15 protein-coding genes, 2 tRNA genes and 1 rRNA gene are annotated in these 16,127 nt (G+C 63.3%); 10 read left to right on the top strand and 8 right to left on the bottom strand.

Annotation, left to right across the window (positions count from 1 at the left end; all coding sequences use genetic code 11):
* Window positions 1-24: 24 nt before the first annotated feature.
* The 4 genes from AB3K92_RS34650 to AB3K92_RS34635 are packed head-to-tail and all read left to right on the top strand — an operon-like array spanning window position 25 to window position 3,346.
* Window positions 25-1,221 carry an acyl-CoA dehydrogenase family protein gene (locus tag AB3K92_RS34650; RefSeq protein WP_369466680.1) on the top strand — a complete coding sequence of 399 codons (1,197 nt, stop codon included), beginning with the start codon at window positions 25-27 and terminating at the stop codon, window positions 1,219-1,221.
* 19 nt (window positions 1,222-1,240) lie between these two features.
* Window positions 1,241-2,374, top strand: a complete 1,134-nt coding sequence (locus AB3K92_RS34645; RefSeq protein ID WP_369466679.1) for an acyl-CoA dehydrogenase family protein — start codon at window positions 1,241-1,243, stop codon at window positions 2,372-2,374.
* Window positions 2,375-2,411: 37 nt separating this feature from the next.
* Window positions 2,412-2,873, top strand: coding sequence for a MaoC family dehydratase (locus AB3K92_RS34640; RefSeq protein WP_042977379.1), 462 nt, complete (start codon window positions 2,412-2,414; stop codon window positions 2,871-2,873).
* Window positions 2,870-3,346: a MaoC family dehydratase gene (locus tag AB3K92_RS34635; protein ID WP_059492631.1), complete on the top strand. Its 477-nt coding sequence runs from the start codon at window positions 2,870-2,872 to the stop codon at window positions 3,344-3,346. The genes AB3K92_RS34640 and AB3K92_RS34635 overlap by 4 nt, the downstream gene beginning before the upstream one ends.
* Before the next feature lie 47 nt (window positions 3,347-3,393).
* On the opposite strand, the gene AB3K92_RS34630 is transcribed toward AB3K92_RS34635, so the two are convergent.
* Both AB3K92_RS34630 and AB3K92_RS34625 read right to left on the bottom strand, forming a co-directional pair.
* Window positions 3,394-4,086, bottom strand: coding sequence for a glutathione binding-like protein (locus AB3K92_RS34630; protein ID WP_369466678.1), 693 nt, complete (start codon window positions 4,084-4,086; stop codon window positions 3,394-3,396).
* 203 nt (window positions 4,087-4,289) lie between these two features.
* Window positions 4,290-5,081, bottom strand: coding sequence for an oxepin-CoA hydrolase, alternative type (locus AB3K92_RS34625; protein WP_369466677.1), 792 nt, complete (start codon window positions 5,079-5,081; stop codon window positions 4,290-4,292).
* 202 nt (window positions 5,082-5,283) lie between these two features.
* On the opposite strand from AB3K92_RS34625, the gene AB3K92_RS34620 reads away from it, so the two are divergent.
* Window positions 5,284-5,940 (top strand): glutathione S-transferase, encoded by a 657-nt coding sequence (locus tag AB3K92_RS34620; RefSeq protein ID WP_059855581.1) that lies wholly within the window; start codon window positions 5,284-5,286, stop codon window positions 5,938-5,940.
* A gap of 42 nt (window positions 5,941-5,982) precedes the next feature.
* On the opposite strand, the gene AB3K92_RS34615 is transcribed toward AB3K92_RS34620, so the two are convergent.
* Together AB3K92_RS34615 and AB3K92_RS34610 are read right to left on the bottom strand one after the other, a co-directional pair.
* Window positions 5,983-7,155, bottom strand: a complete 1,173-nt coding sequence (locus tag AB3K92_RS34615) for a pyridoxal phosphate-dependent aminotransferase (RefSeq protein WP_369466676.1) — start codon at window positions 7,153-7,155, stop codon at window positions 5,983-5,985.
* A gap of 33 nt (window positions 7,156-7,188) precedes the next feature.
* Window positions 7,189-7,668, bottom strand: a complete 480-nt coding sequence (locus AB3K92_RS34610; protein WP_021162828.1) for a putative toxin-antitoxin system toxin component, PIN family — start codon at window positions 7,666-7,668, stop codon at window positions 7,189-7,191.
* Between the two features lie 57 nt (window positions 7,669-7,725).
* Here AB3K92_RS34610 and yaaA point away from each other — a divergent pair, with 57 nt between their 5' ends.
* Together yaaA and AB3K92_RS34600 are read left to right on the top strand one after the other, a co-directional pair.
* The gene (gene yaaA / locus AB3K92_RS34605) at window positions 7,726-8,508 is read left to right on the top strand and encodes a peroxide stress protein YaaA (RefSeq protein WP_021162829.1); all 783 of its coding nucleotides are present in this window, start codon (window positions 7,726-7,728) and stop codon (window positions 8,506-8,508) included.
* Between the two features lie 137 nt (window positions 8,509-8,645).
* Complete coding sequence (locus AB3K92_RS34600) at window positions 8,646-9,800, top strand: carboxypeptidase family protein (RefSeq protein WP_175849477.1); 1,155 nt, start codon at window positions 8,646-8,648, stop codon at window positions 9,798-9,800.
* Between the two features lie 82 nt (window positions 9,801-9,882).
* On the opposite strand, the gene AB3K92_RS34595 is transcribed toward AB3K92_RS34600, so the two are convergent.
* From AB3K92_RS34595 to AB3K92_RS34580, 4 genes are all read right to left on the bottom strand, one after another.
* On the bottom strand, window positions 9,883-10,536 hold the full coding sequence (locus tag AB3K92_RS34595; protein ID WP_042977384.1) for a BspC domain-containing protein: 654 nt from the start codon (window positions 10,534-10,536) through the stop codon (window positions 9,883-9,885).
* A gap of 139 nt (window positions 10,537-10,675) precedes the next feature.
* Window positions 10,676-11,350 carry an energy-coupling factor ABC transporter permease gene (locus AB3K92_RS34590; protein ID WP_059710070.1) on the bottom strand — a complete coding sequence of 225 codons (675 nt, stop codon included), beginning with the start codon at window positions 11,348-11,350 and terminating at the stop codon, window positions 10,676-10,678.
* Between the two features lie 75 nt (window positions 11,351-11,425).
* Window positions 11,426-12,262 carry a response regulator transcription factor gene (locus AB3K92_RS34585; RefSeq protein ID WP_021162834.1) on the bottom strand — a complete coding sequence of 279 codons (837 nt, stop codon included), beginning with the start codon at window positions 12,260-12,262 and terminating at the stop codon, window positions 11,426-11,428.
* Window positions 12,263-12,473: 211 nt separating this feature from the next.
* Window positions 12,474-13,691: a DUF2863 family protein gene (locus AB3K92_RS34580; RefSeq protein ID WP_021162835.1), complete on the bottom strand. Its 1,218-nt coding sequence runs from the start codon at window positions 13,689-13,691 to the stop codon at window positions 12,474-12,476.
* A 566-nt stretch (window positions 13,692-14,257) separates the two neighbouring features.
* On the opposite strand from AB3K92_RS34580, the gene AB3K92_RS34575 reads away from it, so the two are divergent.
* From AB3K92_RS34575 to AB3K92_RS34565, 3 genes are all read left to right on the top strand, one after another.
* Window positions 14,258-15,790 (top strand): 16S ribosomal RNA (locus AB3K92_RS34575).
* 62 nt (window positions 15,791-15,852) lie between these two features.
* Window positions 15,853-15,929 (top strand) — tRNA-Ile (locus tag AB3K92_RS34570).
* Window positions 15,930-15,967: 38 nt separating this feature from the next.
* Window positions 15,968-16,043 (top strand) — tRNA-Ala (locus tag AB3K92_RS34565).
* Window positions 16,044-16,127 lie beyond the last annotated feature (84 nt).

Genomic DNA, 16,127 nt, shown 5'->3' with positions numbered 1-16,127 from the left:
TCCGGTCGACAGGAGACACTGCGCATGGATCTGGATTATTCCCCCGCCGACGACGCGTTCCGCGTCGACGTCCGCGCCTGGCTCGAGGCCAACCTGCCTCACGCACTGCGCGCCAAAGTACTCGATCACAAACGACTCGACCGCGAGGATTTCGCGAGCTGGCACCGGATTCTCGGCCAGCGCGGCTGGTCCGCGCCCGCCTGGCCGGTTGAATACGGCGGGCCGGGCTGGAACGCGACGCAACGGCACATCTGGGATGAGGAGTGCGCGCGGATCGGTGCACCGACCGTGCTGCCGTTCGGCGTATCGATGGTCGCGCCGGTGTTGATGAAATACGGCAGCGAAGCGCAGAAGCGTCATTATCTGCCGCGGATTCTCGACGGCTCGGACTGGTGGTGCCAGGGCTATTCGGAGCCGGGTTCGGGATCCGACCTCGCCTCGTTGCGCACGCGCGCCGAGCGCCAGGGCGATCACTATGTCGTCAATGGCCAGAAGACCTGGACGACGCTCGGCCAGTACGCCGACATGATGTTCTGCCTCGTGCGCACCGATCCGGCCGCGAAGAAGCAGGAGGGCATCTCGTTCCTGCTGATCGACATGAAGTCGCCCGGCATCACGGTGCGGCCGATCGTCATGCTCGACGAGGACCACGAGGTCAACGAGGTGTTCTTCGAGGACGTGAAGGTGCCGGTCGAGAATCTCGTCGGCGACGAGAATCGCGGCTGGACTTATGCGAAATACCTGCTTGGCCATGAGCGCACCGGGATCGCGCGCGTCGGCGCGTCGAAGCGCGAGCTCGCGTTCCTGAAGCGCGTGGCGTCGAACCAGCGCAAGAACGGCAAGCCGTTGCTTGCCGATCCCGTGTTCGCCGCCAAGGTCGCGGCGCTCGAGGTCGAGCTGATGGCGCTCGAGGTGACGGTGCTGCGGGTCGTCAGCCGCGAGACGAGCGGGAAGGGGCCGGGCCCCGAGGCGTCCATGCTGAAGATCAAGGGCACGGAAGTGCAGCAGGCGCTCACCGAGCTGATGGTCGACGCGATCGGCCCGCTCGCCGCACCGTTCGACGTTCCGTTCCTCGACGGCCAGCGCGAGCACAGCATCGCCGGCGACGACGATGCGGCGCCGCTGGCCGCGTACTACTTCAACTACCGGAAGACGTCGATCTACGGCGGTTCGAACGAGATCCAGAAGAACATCATCGCGCAGATGATTCTGGGGCTGTGATCAGGGAACGGAGACAACCATGGATTTCAGCTTTACCGATGAGCAGCAGCAGTTCGCCGACGCGCTGCGCCGTTATCTCGGCGAGCAATACGGCTTCGAAGCGCGCCAGGCCATCGTGCGCAGCGACGCGGGCGTGTCGGACACGCAATGGAGTGCGTTCGCCGAACTGGGGTTGACCGCGCTGCCCGTGCCGGACGCACAGGGCGGCTTCGGCGGCGGCCCGGTCGACATGCTGGTCGTGATGCAGGAACTCGGCCGCGCGCTCGTGATCGAGCCGTACTGGGCAACGGCGGTGGGCGTCGAGGCCTTGCGCATCGCCGGCTCCGGCGCCGGTGAGGATGCCGCGTTGCTGGAGGCGGTCGCGCAGGGGCAGAAACGTGTCGCGGTTGCTTTCCACGAGCCGCATGCGCGCTACGACCTGTTCGAACTCGATACGCATGCGCGCGAGCAGGGCGGCACGTACCGCCTGACGGGCACGAAGTCGGTCGTTCAGCACGGCGCGCAGGCGCATGCGTGGATCGTGCCTGCGCGCGTCGACGGCGGCGGCATCGGCCTGTTCGTCGTCGAACGGGATGCCGCGAATGCGAAGGTGGCCGACTACCGGACGATCGACGGCCAGCGTGCCGCGACGATCGGTTTCAATGAAACGCCGGCGCGACTGCTGACGGGCGGTGCACGCGACGCCGTCGCCCTCGAGCAGGTTGCCGATTACGCGACGTTCCTGCTGTGCGCGGAGGCGGTCGGCGCGCTCGACGAACTGAACCGCGCCACGGTCGAATACACGAAGACGCGCGAACAGTTCGGCATGCCGATCGCGCGTTTCCAGGCACTGCAACACCGGATGGTCGACATGCTGATCCATGCCGAGCAGGCACGTTCGCTGACCTACCTGGCAGCCGTACGCTACGCGAGCGGCGATGCGGACGCGCGGCGCAAGGCGGTGTCGGCCGCGAAAGCGCGTGTCGGCGCCGCCGCGCGTTTCGTCGGCCAGCAGGCCGTTCAACTGCACGGCGGCATGGGCGTGACCAACGAGGTCGCCGCGGCGCACCTGTTCAAGCGGCTGACGATCATCGAGACGACGCTCGGCGACACCGATCACCATCTTGCGCGCATCGCGGCACTGCCCGATTTCGCGCAGGCCGACGCGGCATGACGGCGACGCGCGAGCGCGCCAGACAAGGAGACATCTAGTGGGCATCAGTTACGAAGACCTGGTGGTCGGTAGCACCACCGAAGTGGGCCGTTACACGTTCGAACCCGACGACATCAAGACGTTCGCGCAACGCTACGATCCGCAGCCGTTCCATCTCGACGAAGAAGCCGGGAAGGCATCGCATTTCGGCGGGCTGGTCGCGAGCGGCTGGCATACGTGTTCGGTGTTCATGAGCCTGCTCGTCAAGAAGCTCGGCCGGGACTCGACCAGCATGGGCTCGCCGGGCATCGACTCGATCCGCTGGCTCAAGCCGGTGCGTGCGGGCGATACGATCACGATGTACCAGAAGGTCCACGACAAGCGTGTGTCCGAGAGCAAGCCCGACCGCGGCATCGTGTCGACGGAATGGGTCGGCGTGAACGAGGCCGGCGAGACGGTGATTACCGTGCACACGAAAGTGATCTTCGGGCTGCGCCATCCGGGAGGCGTGCAGGCATGACGGAAATGACCTTGCCGCTGATCGCGTCGGCGCAGGCGCTGCAGGCACGCGTGGGCGCGGAGCCGCTCGCGAGCGGCTGGATCGTGATCGATCAGAAGCGCGTCGACGGGTTTGCCGACGCGACCGGCGATCATCAATGGATTCACGTCGATCCCGAGCGCGCGCAACGCGAGTCGCCGTTCGGCGGGCCGATCGCCCACGGGTTCCTGACGCTGTCGCTGATTCCGGCGTTGATGACCGACGCGATGCGTTTCGAGCAGAAGATGGGCGTGAACTACGGACTGAACCGCGTGCGGTTCCTGAAGCCGGTGCCGGTCGGCGCGCGCGTGCGTGCGCTGTTTGCGGTAAAGGAAACCGCCGAGGCCGCGCGGGACGGCGTGCAGGTGACGTGGTCGGTGACGATGCAGGTCGAGCGTCCCGATGCGCCGCTGCCGGTTTGCGCGGCGGAATTCATCACGCTGCATTACTTCTGAAGCGGGGAGCGGCATGCGTGGATGCCGCTCCGCCCGTCACATGAGTGTCAGTGCTTCGCGTATTGCGTTGCGCCGAACAGCACCTCGCGTGCCTTGTCGTCCTGCAGCGCCTTGCGCATCGACGCGAGCACTTCGACACCGCGCTGCACGGCCGGTCGCGCGGCGATCGTGTCGTACCAGCGCTTCACGTTCGGCAATTCGTCGAGCACGATGCCCTGGTTCTGCCATGAGCGCGTCCACGGGAACGTCGCAATGTCCGCGATCGTGTACGTGTCGCCCGCGAGATACTCGGATTCGCCGAGTCGCTTGTCCATCACGTTGTACAGGCGTTTCGCCTCGTTCGTGTAGCGGTTGACCGCATACTCGATCTTCTCCCGCGCATACAGGCGGAAGTGGTGCGCCTGCCCGAGCATCGGCCCGACGCCGCCCATCTGGAACATCAGCCATTCGAGCGTGGCATAGCGTGCGGCCGGATCGGTCGGCAGGAACTTGCCGGTCTTCTCCGCGAGGTAGATCAGGATCGCGCCCGATTCGAACAGCGAGATCGGCTTGCCGCCGGGGCCGTCCGGATCGACGATCGCGGGGATCTTGTTGTTCGGGCTGATCTTCAGGAATTCCGGCTTGAACTGGTCGCCTGCGCCGATATCGACCGGATGGACACGATAGGCGAGGCCCGTTTCCTCGAGCATGATGTGCACCTTGTGGCCGTTCGGGGTCGCCCAGCTATAGACGTCGATCATCGTGAACTCCTTTGTTGCGTGCGCGAAAACGGCGCTGGCAGCGCCGCGACAGGCGGTCATTAGAGCATGGATCGATGCGCGCTGCTGGCGACGCAAACGCGCGTGCCGATACGTGTGCGCGGGCGTGCGAGCGCTCGCCGCCGCCGTCGCGTGCGGCGTTTCCTGGTGATGCGGTCAGGCAGGCGGAACGCAGGCGTGGCGGCTCAGCGCTTGTAGCGGGGCGGGCGCTTCTCGAGAAATGCGGTGATGCCCTCGAGCCCGTCCGCATGATACAGCGACGCGACGAAATGATCGCGTTCGGTGCCGAGGTGCGCATCGAGCGGTTGCGTCGTCGCGTCGTCGAGCAGCGACTTGATGCGCGTGAGCGCGTTCGGCGAGATGCCGGCGAGTGCATCGGCCCATGCCAGCGCGTCGGTCAACGCCGCGCCCGGCACGGCGAGCCGGTTGACGACGCCGAGCGCGTGCAGACGTTCGGCCGCGACGGGTTTGCCTTCGAACAGGATTTCGGCCGCGAGCGCGCGCGGCAGTGCGCGGGCGATGAACCACGAACCGCCCCCGTCGGGTGTCAGGCCGACACGCGCGTATGACATCACGAATTTCGCATCGTGCGCGGCGACGATCAGGTCGCACGCGAGCGCGAGCGAAAAGCCGGCGCCGGCCGCCGCGCCTTCGACCGCCGCGATCACCGGCTTCGTCGAAGCGTGGATCGCCGTTACCCATGCGGCGAGCTGATCGATGCTGTCGGCCTGGTAGGACGGATCCTTCGAACGGTTGTCGAGCAGCCGGTTCAGGTTGCCGCCCGCGCAGAAGAAGCGATCGGCACCGGTCAGCACGACAGCGCGAATCCCGGGATCGCGCTCGGCGGTGGCGAGCGCCTCGATGCCGGCTGCGTACATGTCGGGATGCAGCGCATTGCGTGCGCCGGGATTGGATAGCGTGAGGACGAGCGTCGAGTCGCTCTCGGGCGGGCGCGAGGCCAGCAGTTCAGCACTCATGCGAGCGTGTCTCCATCGGATGGCGGGGCTGCGGCGCCGTGCGCGCCGCGCACGCGGATGCGACCGATGCCGCAGCGGATGTAATGTTGTCGTGACGAACGCAATACTTGCTTTAGACTAGCACGAACGTGCTTTTCGGCGCGATGAATCTCGCTGCGGCCGGCACCGTTGCGGCCGCGTTCCAGCAACGAAGGAGACTCCGATGCTACAGCTGTGCGGTATTCCGTTGTCCAACTATTACAACAAGGTGAAGTTCGTCCTGCTCGAGCACGACATTCCGTTCGAGGAGTCGGTGTGCGGTTTGCCGATCAGCGATCCGGCCCGGCTCGCCGATTCGCCGCTCGGCAAGATTCCGTTCCTGAAGACCGAAGAAGGCGCATTGTTCGAGTCGCAGGTGATCATCGAATACCTGGCGGCGCGTTATCCCGAGAAAGGCATTTTCCCGGCGAGCCCGTTCGCGGCTGCGAAGGTGCGCGAACTGGTCGAGACGCTCGAGCTGTATCTCGAATGGATGGCGCGCGAAGTCTATACGGAAGCTTTTTTCGGCGGCAAGGTCAGCGACGGGACGAAGGCGCACGTCGAGAAGCGCCTGCCGCGCGCGATCGATGCGTTCAAACAGATGACGCAGTTTTCGCCGTATGCGCTCGGCGAGTCGTTCGGCCTTGCCGACATCGCCGCATGGGTCCATCTGCCGGTCGTCGGGATGGCGACGAAGGCCATTTTCGGACGCGATTTCCTGCTCGACGCGGGTATCGACTGGAAGGCGCACGCGAAGATCGTCGGCGAGCGTCCGGCCGCGCAGCGCGTGGCAGCCGAGCGCAAGGCGTATATCGAGGCGACGAGCGTCGCGCGTTCGTAAGCGCGGTTCCTGCAGGGCGGCTTCAGGCCGCCCGTGCAGGACTTACAGGCGGGCGAGCCGTTCGAGCGCGGATGCGAGCGTGCTTTCCTGCTTCGCGAAGCAGAAGCGGACGACGCCCGATTCGTGCGGCTCGTGATAGAACGCCGACACCGGAATGGCGGCCACGCCGATCTCCGACGTGAGCCACTTCGAGAATTCCGCTTCCGGCAGGTCGCTGATCGCCGAATAATCGACGCACTGGAAGTACGTACCCGTGCAGGGCAGCAGCTTGAAGCGCGTGCGCTCGAGGCCGGCCCGGAAGAAGTCGCGCTTCTTCTGGTAGAAGTCGGCAAGCGTCAGGTACGGTGCCGGGTCGCGCAGGTACTCGGCGAGCCCGACCTGCATCGGTGTGTTCACCGTGAACACGTTGAACTGGTGGACCTTGCGGAATTCCGCGGTTAGCGCGGCAGGGGCTGCGACATAACCGACCTTCCAGCCCGTCACGTGATAGGTCTTGCCGAAGCTCGACACGATGAAGCTGCGCGCGGCGAGTTCCGGATAACGCGCGACGCTCTCATGGCGCGCGCCGTCATAGACCATGTGCTCGTAGACCTCGTCGGACAGGATCAGCACGTTGGTGCCACGCACGATCTCTTCGAGCTTGCGCATGTCCGCCTCGCGCCACACGGTACCCGTCGGGTTATGCGGCGTGTTGATCAGGATCATGCGCGTTTTCGGCGTGATGGCGGCCGCCAGGCGGTCGAACGGAATCGCGTAGTCGGGCGCCTCCAGCGTGACGAACACGGGTGTGCCGCCCGCGAGTTCGATCGACGGCAGGTAGCTGTCGTAGGTCGGTTCGACGACGATCACCTCATCACCCGGATGCACCGTGCACAGGATCGCGGTGAGCAGTGCCTGCGTCGCGCCGGCCGTGACGGTGATTTCGGTCGCCGGATCGTAACGCCGGCCGTAGACCTGCGCGATCTTGTCTGCGATTGCCTCGCGCAGCGGCGCGACACCGGCCATCGGCGGATACTGGTTGTGCCCGTTGCGCATCGCGGCGGCAACCGCATCGACGATGCGCGGATCGCAGTCGAAATCCGGAAAGCCCTGGCCGAGGTTCACGGCGCCTTTTTCTGCTGCAAGCGCGCTCATGACCGTGAAGATCGTCGTGCCGACGTTCGGCAGGCGCGAAGGGAAAACGGGAGTCGTTGGCATGTCTGAAGGAGCGTTCATCGAGACGGTCGAAATCGGGTGGTGTTGCGTGCGTCAAGCCGGCGTGGCGTCGAGCGCGCAGGCCTCGGCAAAGGGGGCGGGTTGCGCGATCCGGAAGCCGAAATCGCGCGCGGTGCGCTTCGCGAGCTTCAGCAGCGCGCGGTCTTTCGACACGAGCCAATCGGCCTGGGCGGCGCGGGCGAGTTCAAGAAACTTCTGGTCGTCGCGGTCCTTGCACTTCGGCAACGGCGGCGCATCGGCGTCGACGGCCGGCGGCTCGACGAGGCTCGCCAGGCGGGCGACGGTTGCGAGCGCGGCCGCCTTGTCGACGGCGCGCGCCTGGAACTGCGGATAATCGAGCACGTACTCGAGTTCGGTCAGGCAGCGGCCGTCGATCACGGCGGCAAGCGTGCCGCGTTCGAGCGCGGCGCGGATCGGGCGCGTAGCGGGATCGTCGAATACGAGGATGTCGATCCAGACGTTCGAGTCGAGCACGACGCGATGTGCGGCATGCGGGGCGGGAGAGCGGGTCATTCGTTACAATCGGTGGTTTTCGTCTGACCGCAAGGCACGGCGTGCCAGCGAGCCTCTATGATAATCGTTCTCTCTCCCGCCAAATCCCTCGACTACGATACGCCCGCGCACGTCCAGTCTTACACGAAGCCTGCATTCGTCGACGACGCGTCCGAGCTGATCGACGGCCTGCGCAAGCTTTCGCCGCAGGACATCGCGACGCTGATGGATATCTCCGATCCGCTTGCACGCCTGAATTTTCAGCGCTACGCGGACTGGTCGCCGACCTTTACGCCGGCCAACGCGAAGCAGGCCGTGCTCGCATTCAACGGCGACGTATATGAAGGATTCGACGCCAAATCGCTGTCGTCCGCCGATCTCGACTATGCGCAGCAGCACGTGCGCGTGCTGTCGGGGCTGTACGGGCTGCTGCGTCCCCTCGATCTGCTGCAGCCGTACCGTCTCGAGATGGGTACGCGTTTCGCGAACGCACGCGGCAAGGATCTGTACGCGTTCTGGGGCGACCGCATCACGCGGGCGCTGAACGAGCAGCTCGAAACGCGCAGCGGCGCGGCGCGCGTGCTCGTCAACTGCGCATCGACCGAATACTTCAAGTCGGTCAAGCCGAAACTGCTGGCCGCGCCCGTCGTCACGCCGGTGTTCGAGGACTGGAAGGGCGGCCGCTACAAGATCATCAGCTTCCATGCGAAGCGTGCGCGCGGCCTGATGGCGCGTTTTATCGTCGAGAACCGGATTGCCGACCCGAAGGCGCTGAAGGAATTCGCGACGGAAGGCTATGCGTTCGATGCGGCTGCGTCGAACGATTCGACTTACGTATATCGCCGGCGAGTCGGCGAGTGACCCTGCCGGCCGTTCACGAGACGGCCGGCGCATGCATGAGGCCGGGCAAGCGCTACACCGCCTGTTCCGGTCGCCAGCTTTACATTAGACCGGTGTCAGCGCTGAAGCGCCAACTCCGGTCGACAAAGGAGAGACAGATGGCCCTTTCGATCACCAGCAATTTCGACGCAGGCGCAATCGACGTCGTGTCGTGCGACAGCCCCGATGCGATTCGGTTGCGCGTGCGCGGCGACAACCGCTCGGAATTCGCGCAATGGTTTTACTACCGCTTGACGGGCGCGCGCGGCGAGCGCTGCGTGATGACGTTCGAGAATGCGGCCGAATGCGCGTATCCGTCGGGCTGGCGCAATTACAGCGCGGTGGCGAGCTATGACCGGGTCGACTGGTTCCGCGTGCCGACGACGTTCGACGGCAAGACGATGACCATCGACCATACGCCGGAATTCGACAGCATCTACTACGCGTATTTCGAACCGTACTCGGAAGAGCGTCATGCGGCATTTCTCGGTGCGGTCCAGCAGTTGCCGCAGGCGAGCGTCGTCGAACTCGGTCGCACGGTCGAAGGTCGTCCGATGTCGCTGCTGACGCTCGGTACGCCGGAGACCGACGGCGCACCGAAGAAGAAGGTGTGGATCATCGCGCGCCAGCATCCCGGCGAGTCGATGGCTGAGTGGTTCGTCGAAGGCCTCGTCAAGCGGCTGGCCGGATGGGGCGACTGGGCCGGCGATCCGGTCGCGCGCAAGCTCTACGATCGCGTGACGTTCCACATCGTCCCGAACATGAATCCGGACGGCAGCGTGCATGGCAACCTGCGCACCAATGCGGCGGGCGCGAACCTGAACCGCGAGTGGATGGCGCCCGATGCCGAGCGCAGTCCCGAGGTGCTGGCCGTGCGCGATGCGATCCATGCGATCGGCTGCGACATGTTCTTCGACATTCATGGCGACGAGGATCTGCCGTACGTGTTCGTTGCCGGGTCGGAAATGCTGCCGAGCTTTACCGAGCAGCAGGGCAAGGAGCAGACCGCGTTCATCGAAGCGTTCAAGCTCGCGAGCCCCGACTTCCAGACTGAGCATGGCTATGCGGCGAGCAAGTACAAGGAGGACGCGCTCAAGCTCGCGTCGAAGTACATCGGCCACCAGTTCGGCTGCCTGTCGCTGACGCTCGAGATGCCGTTCAAGGACAACGCGAACCTGCCCGACGAGCGAGTCGGCTGGAACGGCGAGCGAAGCGCGGCGCTTGGCGCGGCGATGCTGGCTGCGATCCTGGTGCATGTCGACACGTTCGCGTAAGCGCAGCGTCGCCGTATGAAAAAAGCCGGGGCATCTCAGGATGCTCCGGCTTTTTTGCTTCTGTCGAGGTCGCTTCGTCGAATCAGGACTTCTTCGCGCTTTTCTTCACGACCTTCTTCTGTCCGCTCGACTTTTTCGTTGCGGCGGCCTTCTTGCTGCCGGTGCGGCCCGATGCTTTCGCCTTGACCTTGCCTCGGTGCGACTTGCCCTTGAACTTCTTCGTCGAGGACGTGGAGCGCTCGACGCGCGGCTTCAGCGGCGGAACCGGGTCGTTCCAGCTGAACGCGAGCATTTGCTGACCGACATAGCCGCATCGGAATTTCAGCGGCGTCGGGTCGCTGCCGTCGCTGTGGATACCGAGCCCGTCGACAGTGACGATATTGTCGACCTTCACACGCTGCTTGCCCTGGTCGAACGAGTCGTTCCATGGCGTGATTGTCGCGTTGCCGCTGTCGAATGTGTTCGGCGCGAAGTCGACGCGGTCGAACGCCGACGACGTGCTGGCGATGAAGCTGCCGTGCGCCGCACAATCGGCGGCGAGCGGATCGGCATGCATTTCGTTGACGAATTTGTTGATCAGTTCGGAGCGCTGGTCGAGCAGGTCGGCGAATGCCGGTGTCGGAAGCGCAAGCGACAGGCCCGCAATACAGGCTGCCAGCTTGCCGAGCGCCCGGAAAATCCGGAGCGACGCAGGAGAGCTGTCCATCTGGTTATTGGTGAGGAGCGAATGAGACATCGGGCACGTATAGATGCCCGATGAAGAACCGGAGTTCAATCTTAGCGTAAAAAAGTTGTGCGGCAGTAGATGTCGCATTCTGCCGCACCGCGCGATGCCCTGCCGGCGGGTGATGGCGGTGTCGCCGCCGGAGGGCGATTCAGGCGCGCGGGCCGCCGAGGCGATAGCGCCGGACGTCGAAGGTCGTGACCCACGCGGGACGATAGACCGCGATGAGTGCCGTTGCCATGCCGGTGAACCACGCTTCGCCGAGTGCGAGCAGCGCAGTGTTCAGCAGGTAGCCGGCCGGAATCACGACAGGCACGCCGTCCGCCAGCGCGAGTTGGACCCCGGCCGCGGCAGCAGCGACTGCGATGATTGCGATGGCCGGCGACAGGAATCCCTGGCAGGTGATGAACGATGCGAGATTGTGCGGCAACCATGCGAGTGCGGCGCGCTGCAGCAATGCCGACACGGCGACCGGCAGCGCGCCGTAGATCAGATAGGTCAGGCCAATGCCCTGCCAGGGCGCGTCGAAAATGATCGCGGCAACCGCCGTGACGGCGCCCATCGCGATCAATGCGAGTGTCCAGTCGAACAGTGTGACGAGCAGCGTCGCGCCAAGCAGATGCATGACGATGCCGTCTTCGAGCCACGCATTCGAGGCCCAGAGAACCGTAATGGCGGTGACGAGCGCGAGCCACACGTGCTGGAGCGTGGCGTCCTGCAGGCGCACGAAGGGGCGATTCCAGATCGCGAGCGCGAGCAGGGCCACGGCGGCGATCCAGCCACCGATGCCAACCCAGAGCGGAAGCGGTGTGAAGAGAAAACCCATTCGTCCATATTACTCGTTGAGCATCAAAGGTGGGAATCCACACACGCCGACCGTCGCAATATCGAGACTGTCTGGCTAGCGTTCGCGCCGAAACCGCGCCGGCGGTTCGGCGGCGATCGGCAGGTCCTGTGTGCTGTCGATCGAGGCTGGCACCGGGTACGGGCGGTCCTTCCGTTGCGTACGCAGCGGAACCGGGCCCTGTTGGCCGATGGGCGGCTTGCGCGTGCGGTTGCGATTCGCCAGCAGCACCTCGAGGTGGGGCGACAGCCAGCCGTTGTAGATCGCGACCGCGGCGGCGCGATTGGCGGCACCGAGTTGCTGGAAGATGCTGGCGAGGTGGATCTTGACGGTGCCTTCGCTGATGCCGAGCGTACGGGCGATCATCTTGTTGGTGCTGCCCATGTGGACGAAGCGCATGATCTGAGCTTGGCGTGGCGACAAGAGGCCGCTCGGCGGCCGGCGGGGAAGCGACCCGGCGAGTGTCTGGAAATGGGCATCGTAGCGCGCCGCAGCAGCGGAAGGCAGCAGACGGAGCGCGATCGGCGGGATGTAGTGCCCGCCCAGCAGGACGATCTCGAGCGCACGCACGATCAGGTGCGGCCGCGTGGAATGCGGGATCACGCCGGCGACACCATAGTTGAAGAAGCGCTGGATGGCTTCCGGCGATGTTTCGTCGACCAGGACGGCGACGGGTGTCGGCGAGCACGCGCTGCAGAGCGCCTGAAGCTCGCTGAGTCGGCCGACGTCGAGCCAGTCGATCGCGACGAGGTCGAAACGCTGGTTGCGCAGCAGCCTGCGCGCCTGAAAACTGTCGGGCGCATCGTTGATGCTGGCGTGACGGTCGATCTGTCGCAACAGGGCCTTCAGTCCGTCACGCCGCTCGGCGTCTGAATTGAGCATCAGGAACCGCATATTCAACCTCCGTAATGTGAGCCATTGATCTGCCGTCTGGCATGCCTTGGGTCTGATGATGACAAAGACCTTACACGATGTCTGCTTGGCTGAAAGGCTTAGGAAAAGTATGAAATTTCGGACGGAGGGATGGCGGACAAGAAAAAAGCCGCTCCGGCGGGAACCGTGAGCGGCTTCGGACGGGCAGGCCGTCAGGGTACTGCTGTGTGGGTCAGTGAAAGTGCGGTTGGGCGGGTGATGCGTCTTCCGGCATTTCCGCGTGGACGATTTCGCCGAGCGGGTCTGCGTAAAGCGGTACGCCGCAGTCGTCGCAGTATTCGGGTTCGAAGCGGCCTGCGTGCCGCCGGACGTCGGTTACACCGCATTCCTTCAGCAGGCTCACGATTTCCTCGAGCGGTCCTTCGATCGGCGCTTCGCCTTCGAGCGTCGCGCTGTCGATCGACACGTCGCCGTTTTCACGACCGTAGAGCGGCCATACGACGCCGTAGATTACGTCGTTGCTGGCACGCCGCGTGAAGCCGACACGATACTCGTCGATACGGCGTTCGCCGAAGCCGGCGACCACCGCGCGCAGCTCTTGCGGTGCCGCACCAAGTGTGTCGAAAAGATAACGAATGGCGGTTCGCACCGTGTGCGGACGCACCCGCTCGTCCGCATCCCGGCAAGCCGAATAGTACGCGTCCGGAAGCAGGCATTCGAACTCGCAGCCGGGCAGGGCGATCGACAGGTTCGGGCCGCCCTGGGCCGTCCATTGCTCGAGGCACTGGCCACGCTCGATCCGGCTGCCGTTTTCCTCTTCCTGCCATCGGAACAGCGGCGCGCCGGCGGGCGCGGCGACGACGGCGAGCAGGAAGCGCGGGTCGGCCAGGATCGGCGAAGTTTCAGGCAGGTCGCCGAAGCTGAGCTTGGGGGTGTGCTGGGTGATCGCTGCATGAGCGAGTTGCTGGGCCAGCCGGTAGGTCTCGACGTGGTGCCGCGGCAACTGGTCAATGCTGTAAAGGAACGGTGCAAGGCCGACGAGGGTGCCGTTCGCAAGGACATGAGCCTGCAAGTGCGTTCGCAGCGCGTCGGCAACGTCACCCTTGAGCGGGCCGGACGGAATCATGTAGCGCGTCCATGCGAGAACCGGGACGGCGACCAGCAGCGCGTCGAACGGTTGGCCGTCGTGCTCGATCACCATCGACTCGCTGTGCGTCTCGGCCATGTCGGCGAGCGCGCCATAGGCGTCGGGATGATTCTGCTGAAGATGGTCGAGCGCTGCGTCGAGCGTGGTCTGGTTGCCGTTGCGGACAATCTTGGCGAGCAGCGCGTCGAGCTTCGCTTCCCAGAAGCGATCCTCGATGCGGCTGCCCGACGCGAAGAGCGCAAGCGACAGACCGACCAGTTTGTCGGCATCGGGGGGGAGGCGTTTGGCGATTCGCTGGCGCATATTAAAGACGTATATAGAAAGAGGCGAAGAACCTCACATTCTAGTCCGTTCTTTGCACCATAAGCGGTCTCGTGCCGAGGCATGGCAGATCGGCCGGATCGCAGCCTTTGTAAAAAAGTTGCGTCAAACCCCTTGCGCAGTTCGAAGAGGGTGCTTAGAATCACGCCTCTTTCGCGCTAACGGAAACGCAGCGCGGAAGGGGAAGCGAAGCTGGTAGTGTGCTGCAGTCTTGGGCGCGCGGCTGGCTTGGAAGTTGAGCCCCGCAGTCGCAACGATGTAGTGTAAAAAGTTGTTGACGAGCTGCGAAACACGGTTCATAATCTCGCTTCTCTGCTGCTGAAAACGCAGCGCTGCTGAGAAACACGAAGTTCCTCGCAGATTGCTCTTTAAAAATTAACAGCCGATAAGTGTGGGCGCTTGATGGAAGCGAGCTGATCCTCGGATCAGATAGCGAAAGTATCAAGAGTCTCACACTAAAGTAAGTCAGGTTTATGAAGCAATTCATATTCCTGTCAGCTTTGAGTGAGCGACCGGTTCTTAACTGAACCGAAAACAGTAACAGGTTTAAACTGAAGAGTTTGATCCTGGCTCAGATTGAACGCTGGCGGCATGCCTTACACATGCAAGTCGAACGGCAGCACGGGTGCTTGCACCTGGTGGCGAGTGGCGAACGGGTGAGTAATACATCGGAACATGTCCTGTAGTGGGGGATAGCCCGGCGAAAGCCGGATTAATACCGCATACGATCTACGGATGAAAGCGGGGGACCTTCGGGCCTCGCGCTATAGGGTTGGCCGATGGCTGATTAGCTAGTTGGTGGGGTAAAGGCCTACCAAGGCGACGATCAGTAGCTGGTCTGAGAGGACGACCAGCCACACTGGGACTGAGACACGGCCCAGACTCCTACGGGAGGCAGCAGTGGGGAATTTTGGACAATGGGCGAAAGCCTGATCCAGCAATGCCGCGTGTGTGAAGAAGGCCTTCGGGTTGTAAAGCACTTTTGTCCGGAAAGAAATCCTTGGCTCTAATACAGTCGGGGGATGACGGTACCGGAAGAATAAGCACCGGCTAACTACGTGCCAGCAGCCGCGGTAATACGTAGGGTGCAAGCGTTAATCGGAATTACTGGGCGTAAAGCGTGCGCAGGCGGTTTGCTAAGACCGATGTGAAATCCCCGGGCTCAACCTGGGAACTGCATTGGTGACTGGCAGGCTAGAGTATGGCAGAGGGGGGTAGAATTCCACGTGTAGCAGTGAAATGCGTAGAGATGTGGAGGAATACCGATGGCGAAGGCAGCCCCCTGGGCCAATACTGACGCTCATGCACGAAAGCGTGGGGAGCAAACAGGATTAGATACCCTGGTAGTCCACGCCCTAAACGATGTCAACTAGTTGTTGGGGATTCATTTCCTTAGTAACGTAGCTAACGCGTGAAGTTGACCGCCTGGGGAGTACGGTCGCAAGATTAAAACTCAAAGGAATTGACGGGGACCCGCACAAGCGGTGGATGATGTGGATTAATTCGATGCAACGCGAAAAACCTTACCTACCCTTGACATGGTCGGAATCCCGCTGAGAGGTGGGAGTGCTCGAAAGAGAACCGGCGCACAGGTGCTGCATGGCTGTCGTCAGCTCGTGTCGTGAGATGTTGGGTTAAGTCCCGCAACGAGCGCAACCCTTGTCCTTAGTTGCTACGCAAGAGCACTCTAAGGAGACTGCCGGTGACAAACCGGAGGAAGGTGGGGATGACGTCAAGTCCTCATGGCCCTTATGGGTAGGGCTTCACACGTCATACAATGGTCGGAACAGAGGGTTGCCAACCCGCGAGGGGGAGCTAATCCCAGAAAACCGATCGTAGTCCGGATTGCACTCTGCAACTCGAGTGCATGAAGCTGGAATCGCTAGTAATCGCGGATCAGCATGCCGCGGTGAATACGTTCCCGGGTCTTGTACACACCGCCCGTCACACCATGGGAGTGGGTTTTACCAGAAGTGGCTAGTCTAACCGCAAGGAGGACGGTCACCACGGTAGGATTCATGACTGGGGTGAAGTCGTAACAAGGTAGCCGTATCGGAAGGTGCGGCTGGATCACCTCCTTTCCAGAGCTTCTCGCAAAGTTGAGCGCTCACGCTTATCGGCTGTAAATTAAAGACAGACTCAGGGGTCTGTAGCTCAGTCGGTTAGAGCACCGTCTTGATAAGGCGGGGGTCGTTGGTTCGAATCCAACCAGACCCACCATTGTCTGGCGGTAACACCTGAGGGCATCTGTACTCAATGGGGGCATAGCTCAGCTGGGAGAGCACCTGCTTTGCAAGCAGGGGGTCGTCGGTTCGATCCCGTCTGCCTCCACCAATCACCAACGCTAAGTGCTTGGTTCATACGATGAACCGAGAATTTTGCATTGGCGATTGAGCCAGTCAGAGCGGTACGAAAGTA

Source organism: Burkholderia sp. Bmkn7 (genome assembly GCF_041103175.1).
GTDB classification, from domain to species: domain Bacteria; phylum Pseudomonadota; class Gammaproteobacteria; order Burkholderiales; family Burkholderiaceae; genus Burkholderia; species Burkholderia cepacia.
The sequence above is the reverse complement of the archived record's forward strand: the minus strand, read 5'-3'. Positions and strand labels throughout refer to the sequence as shown.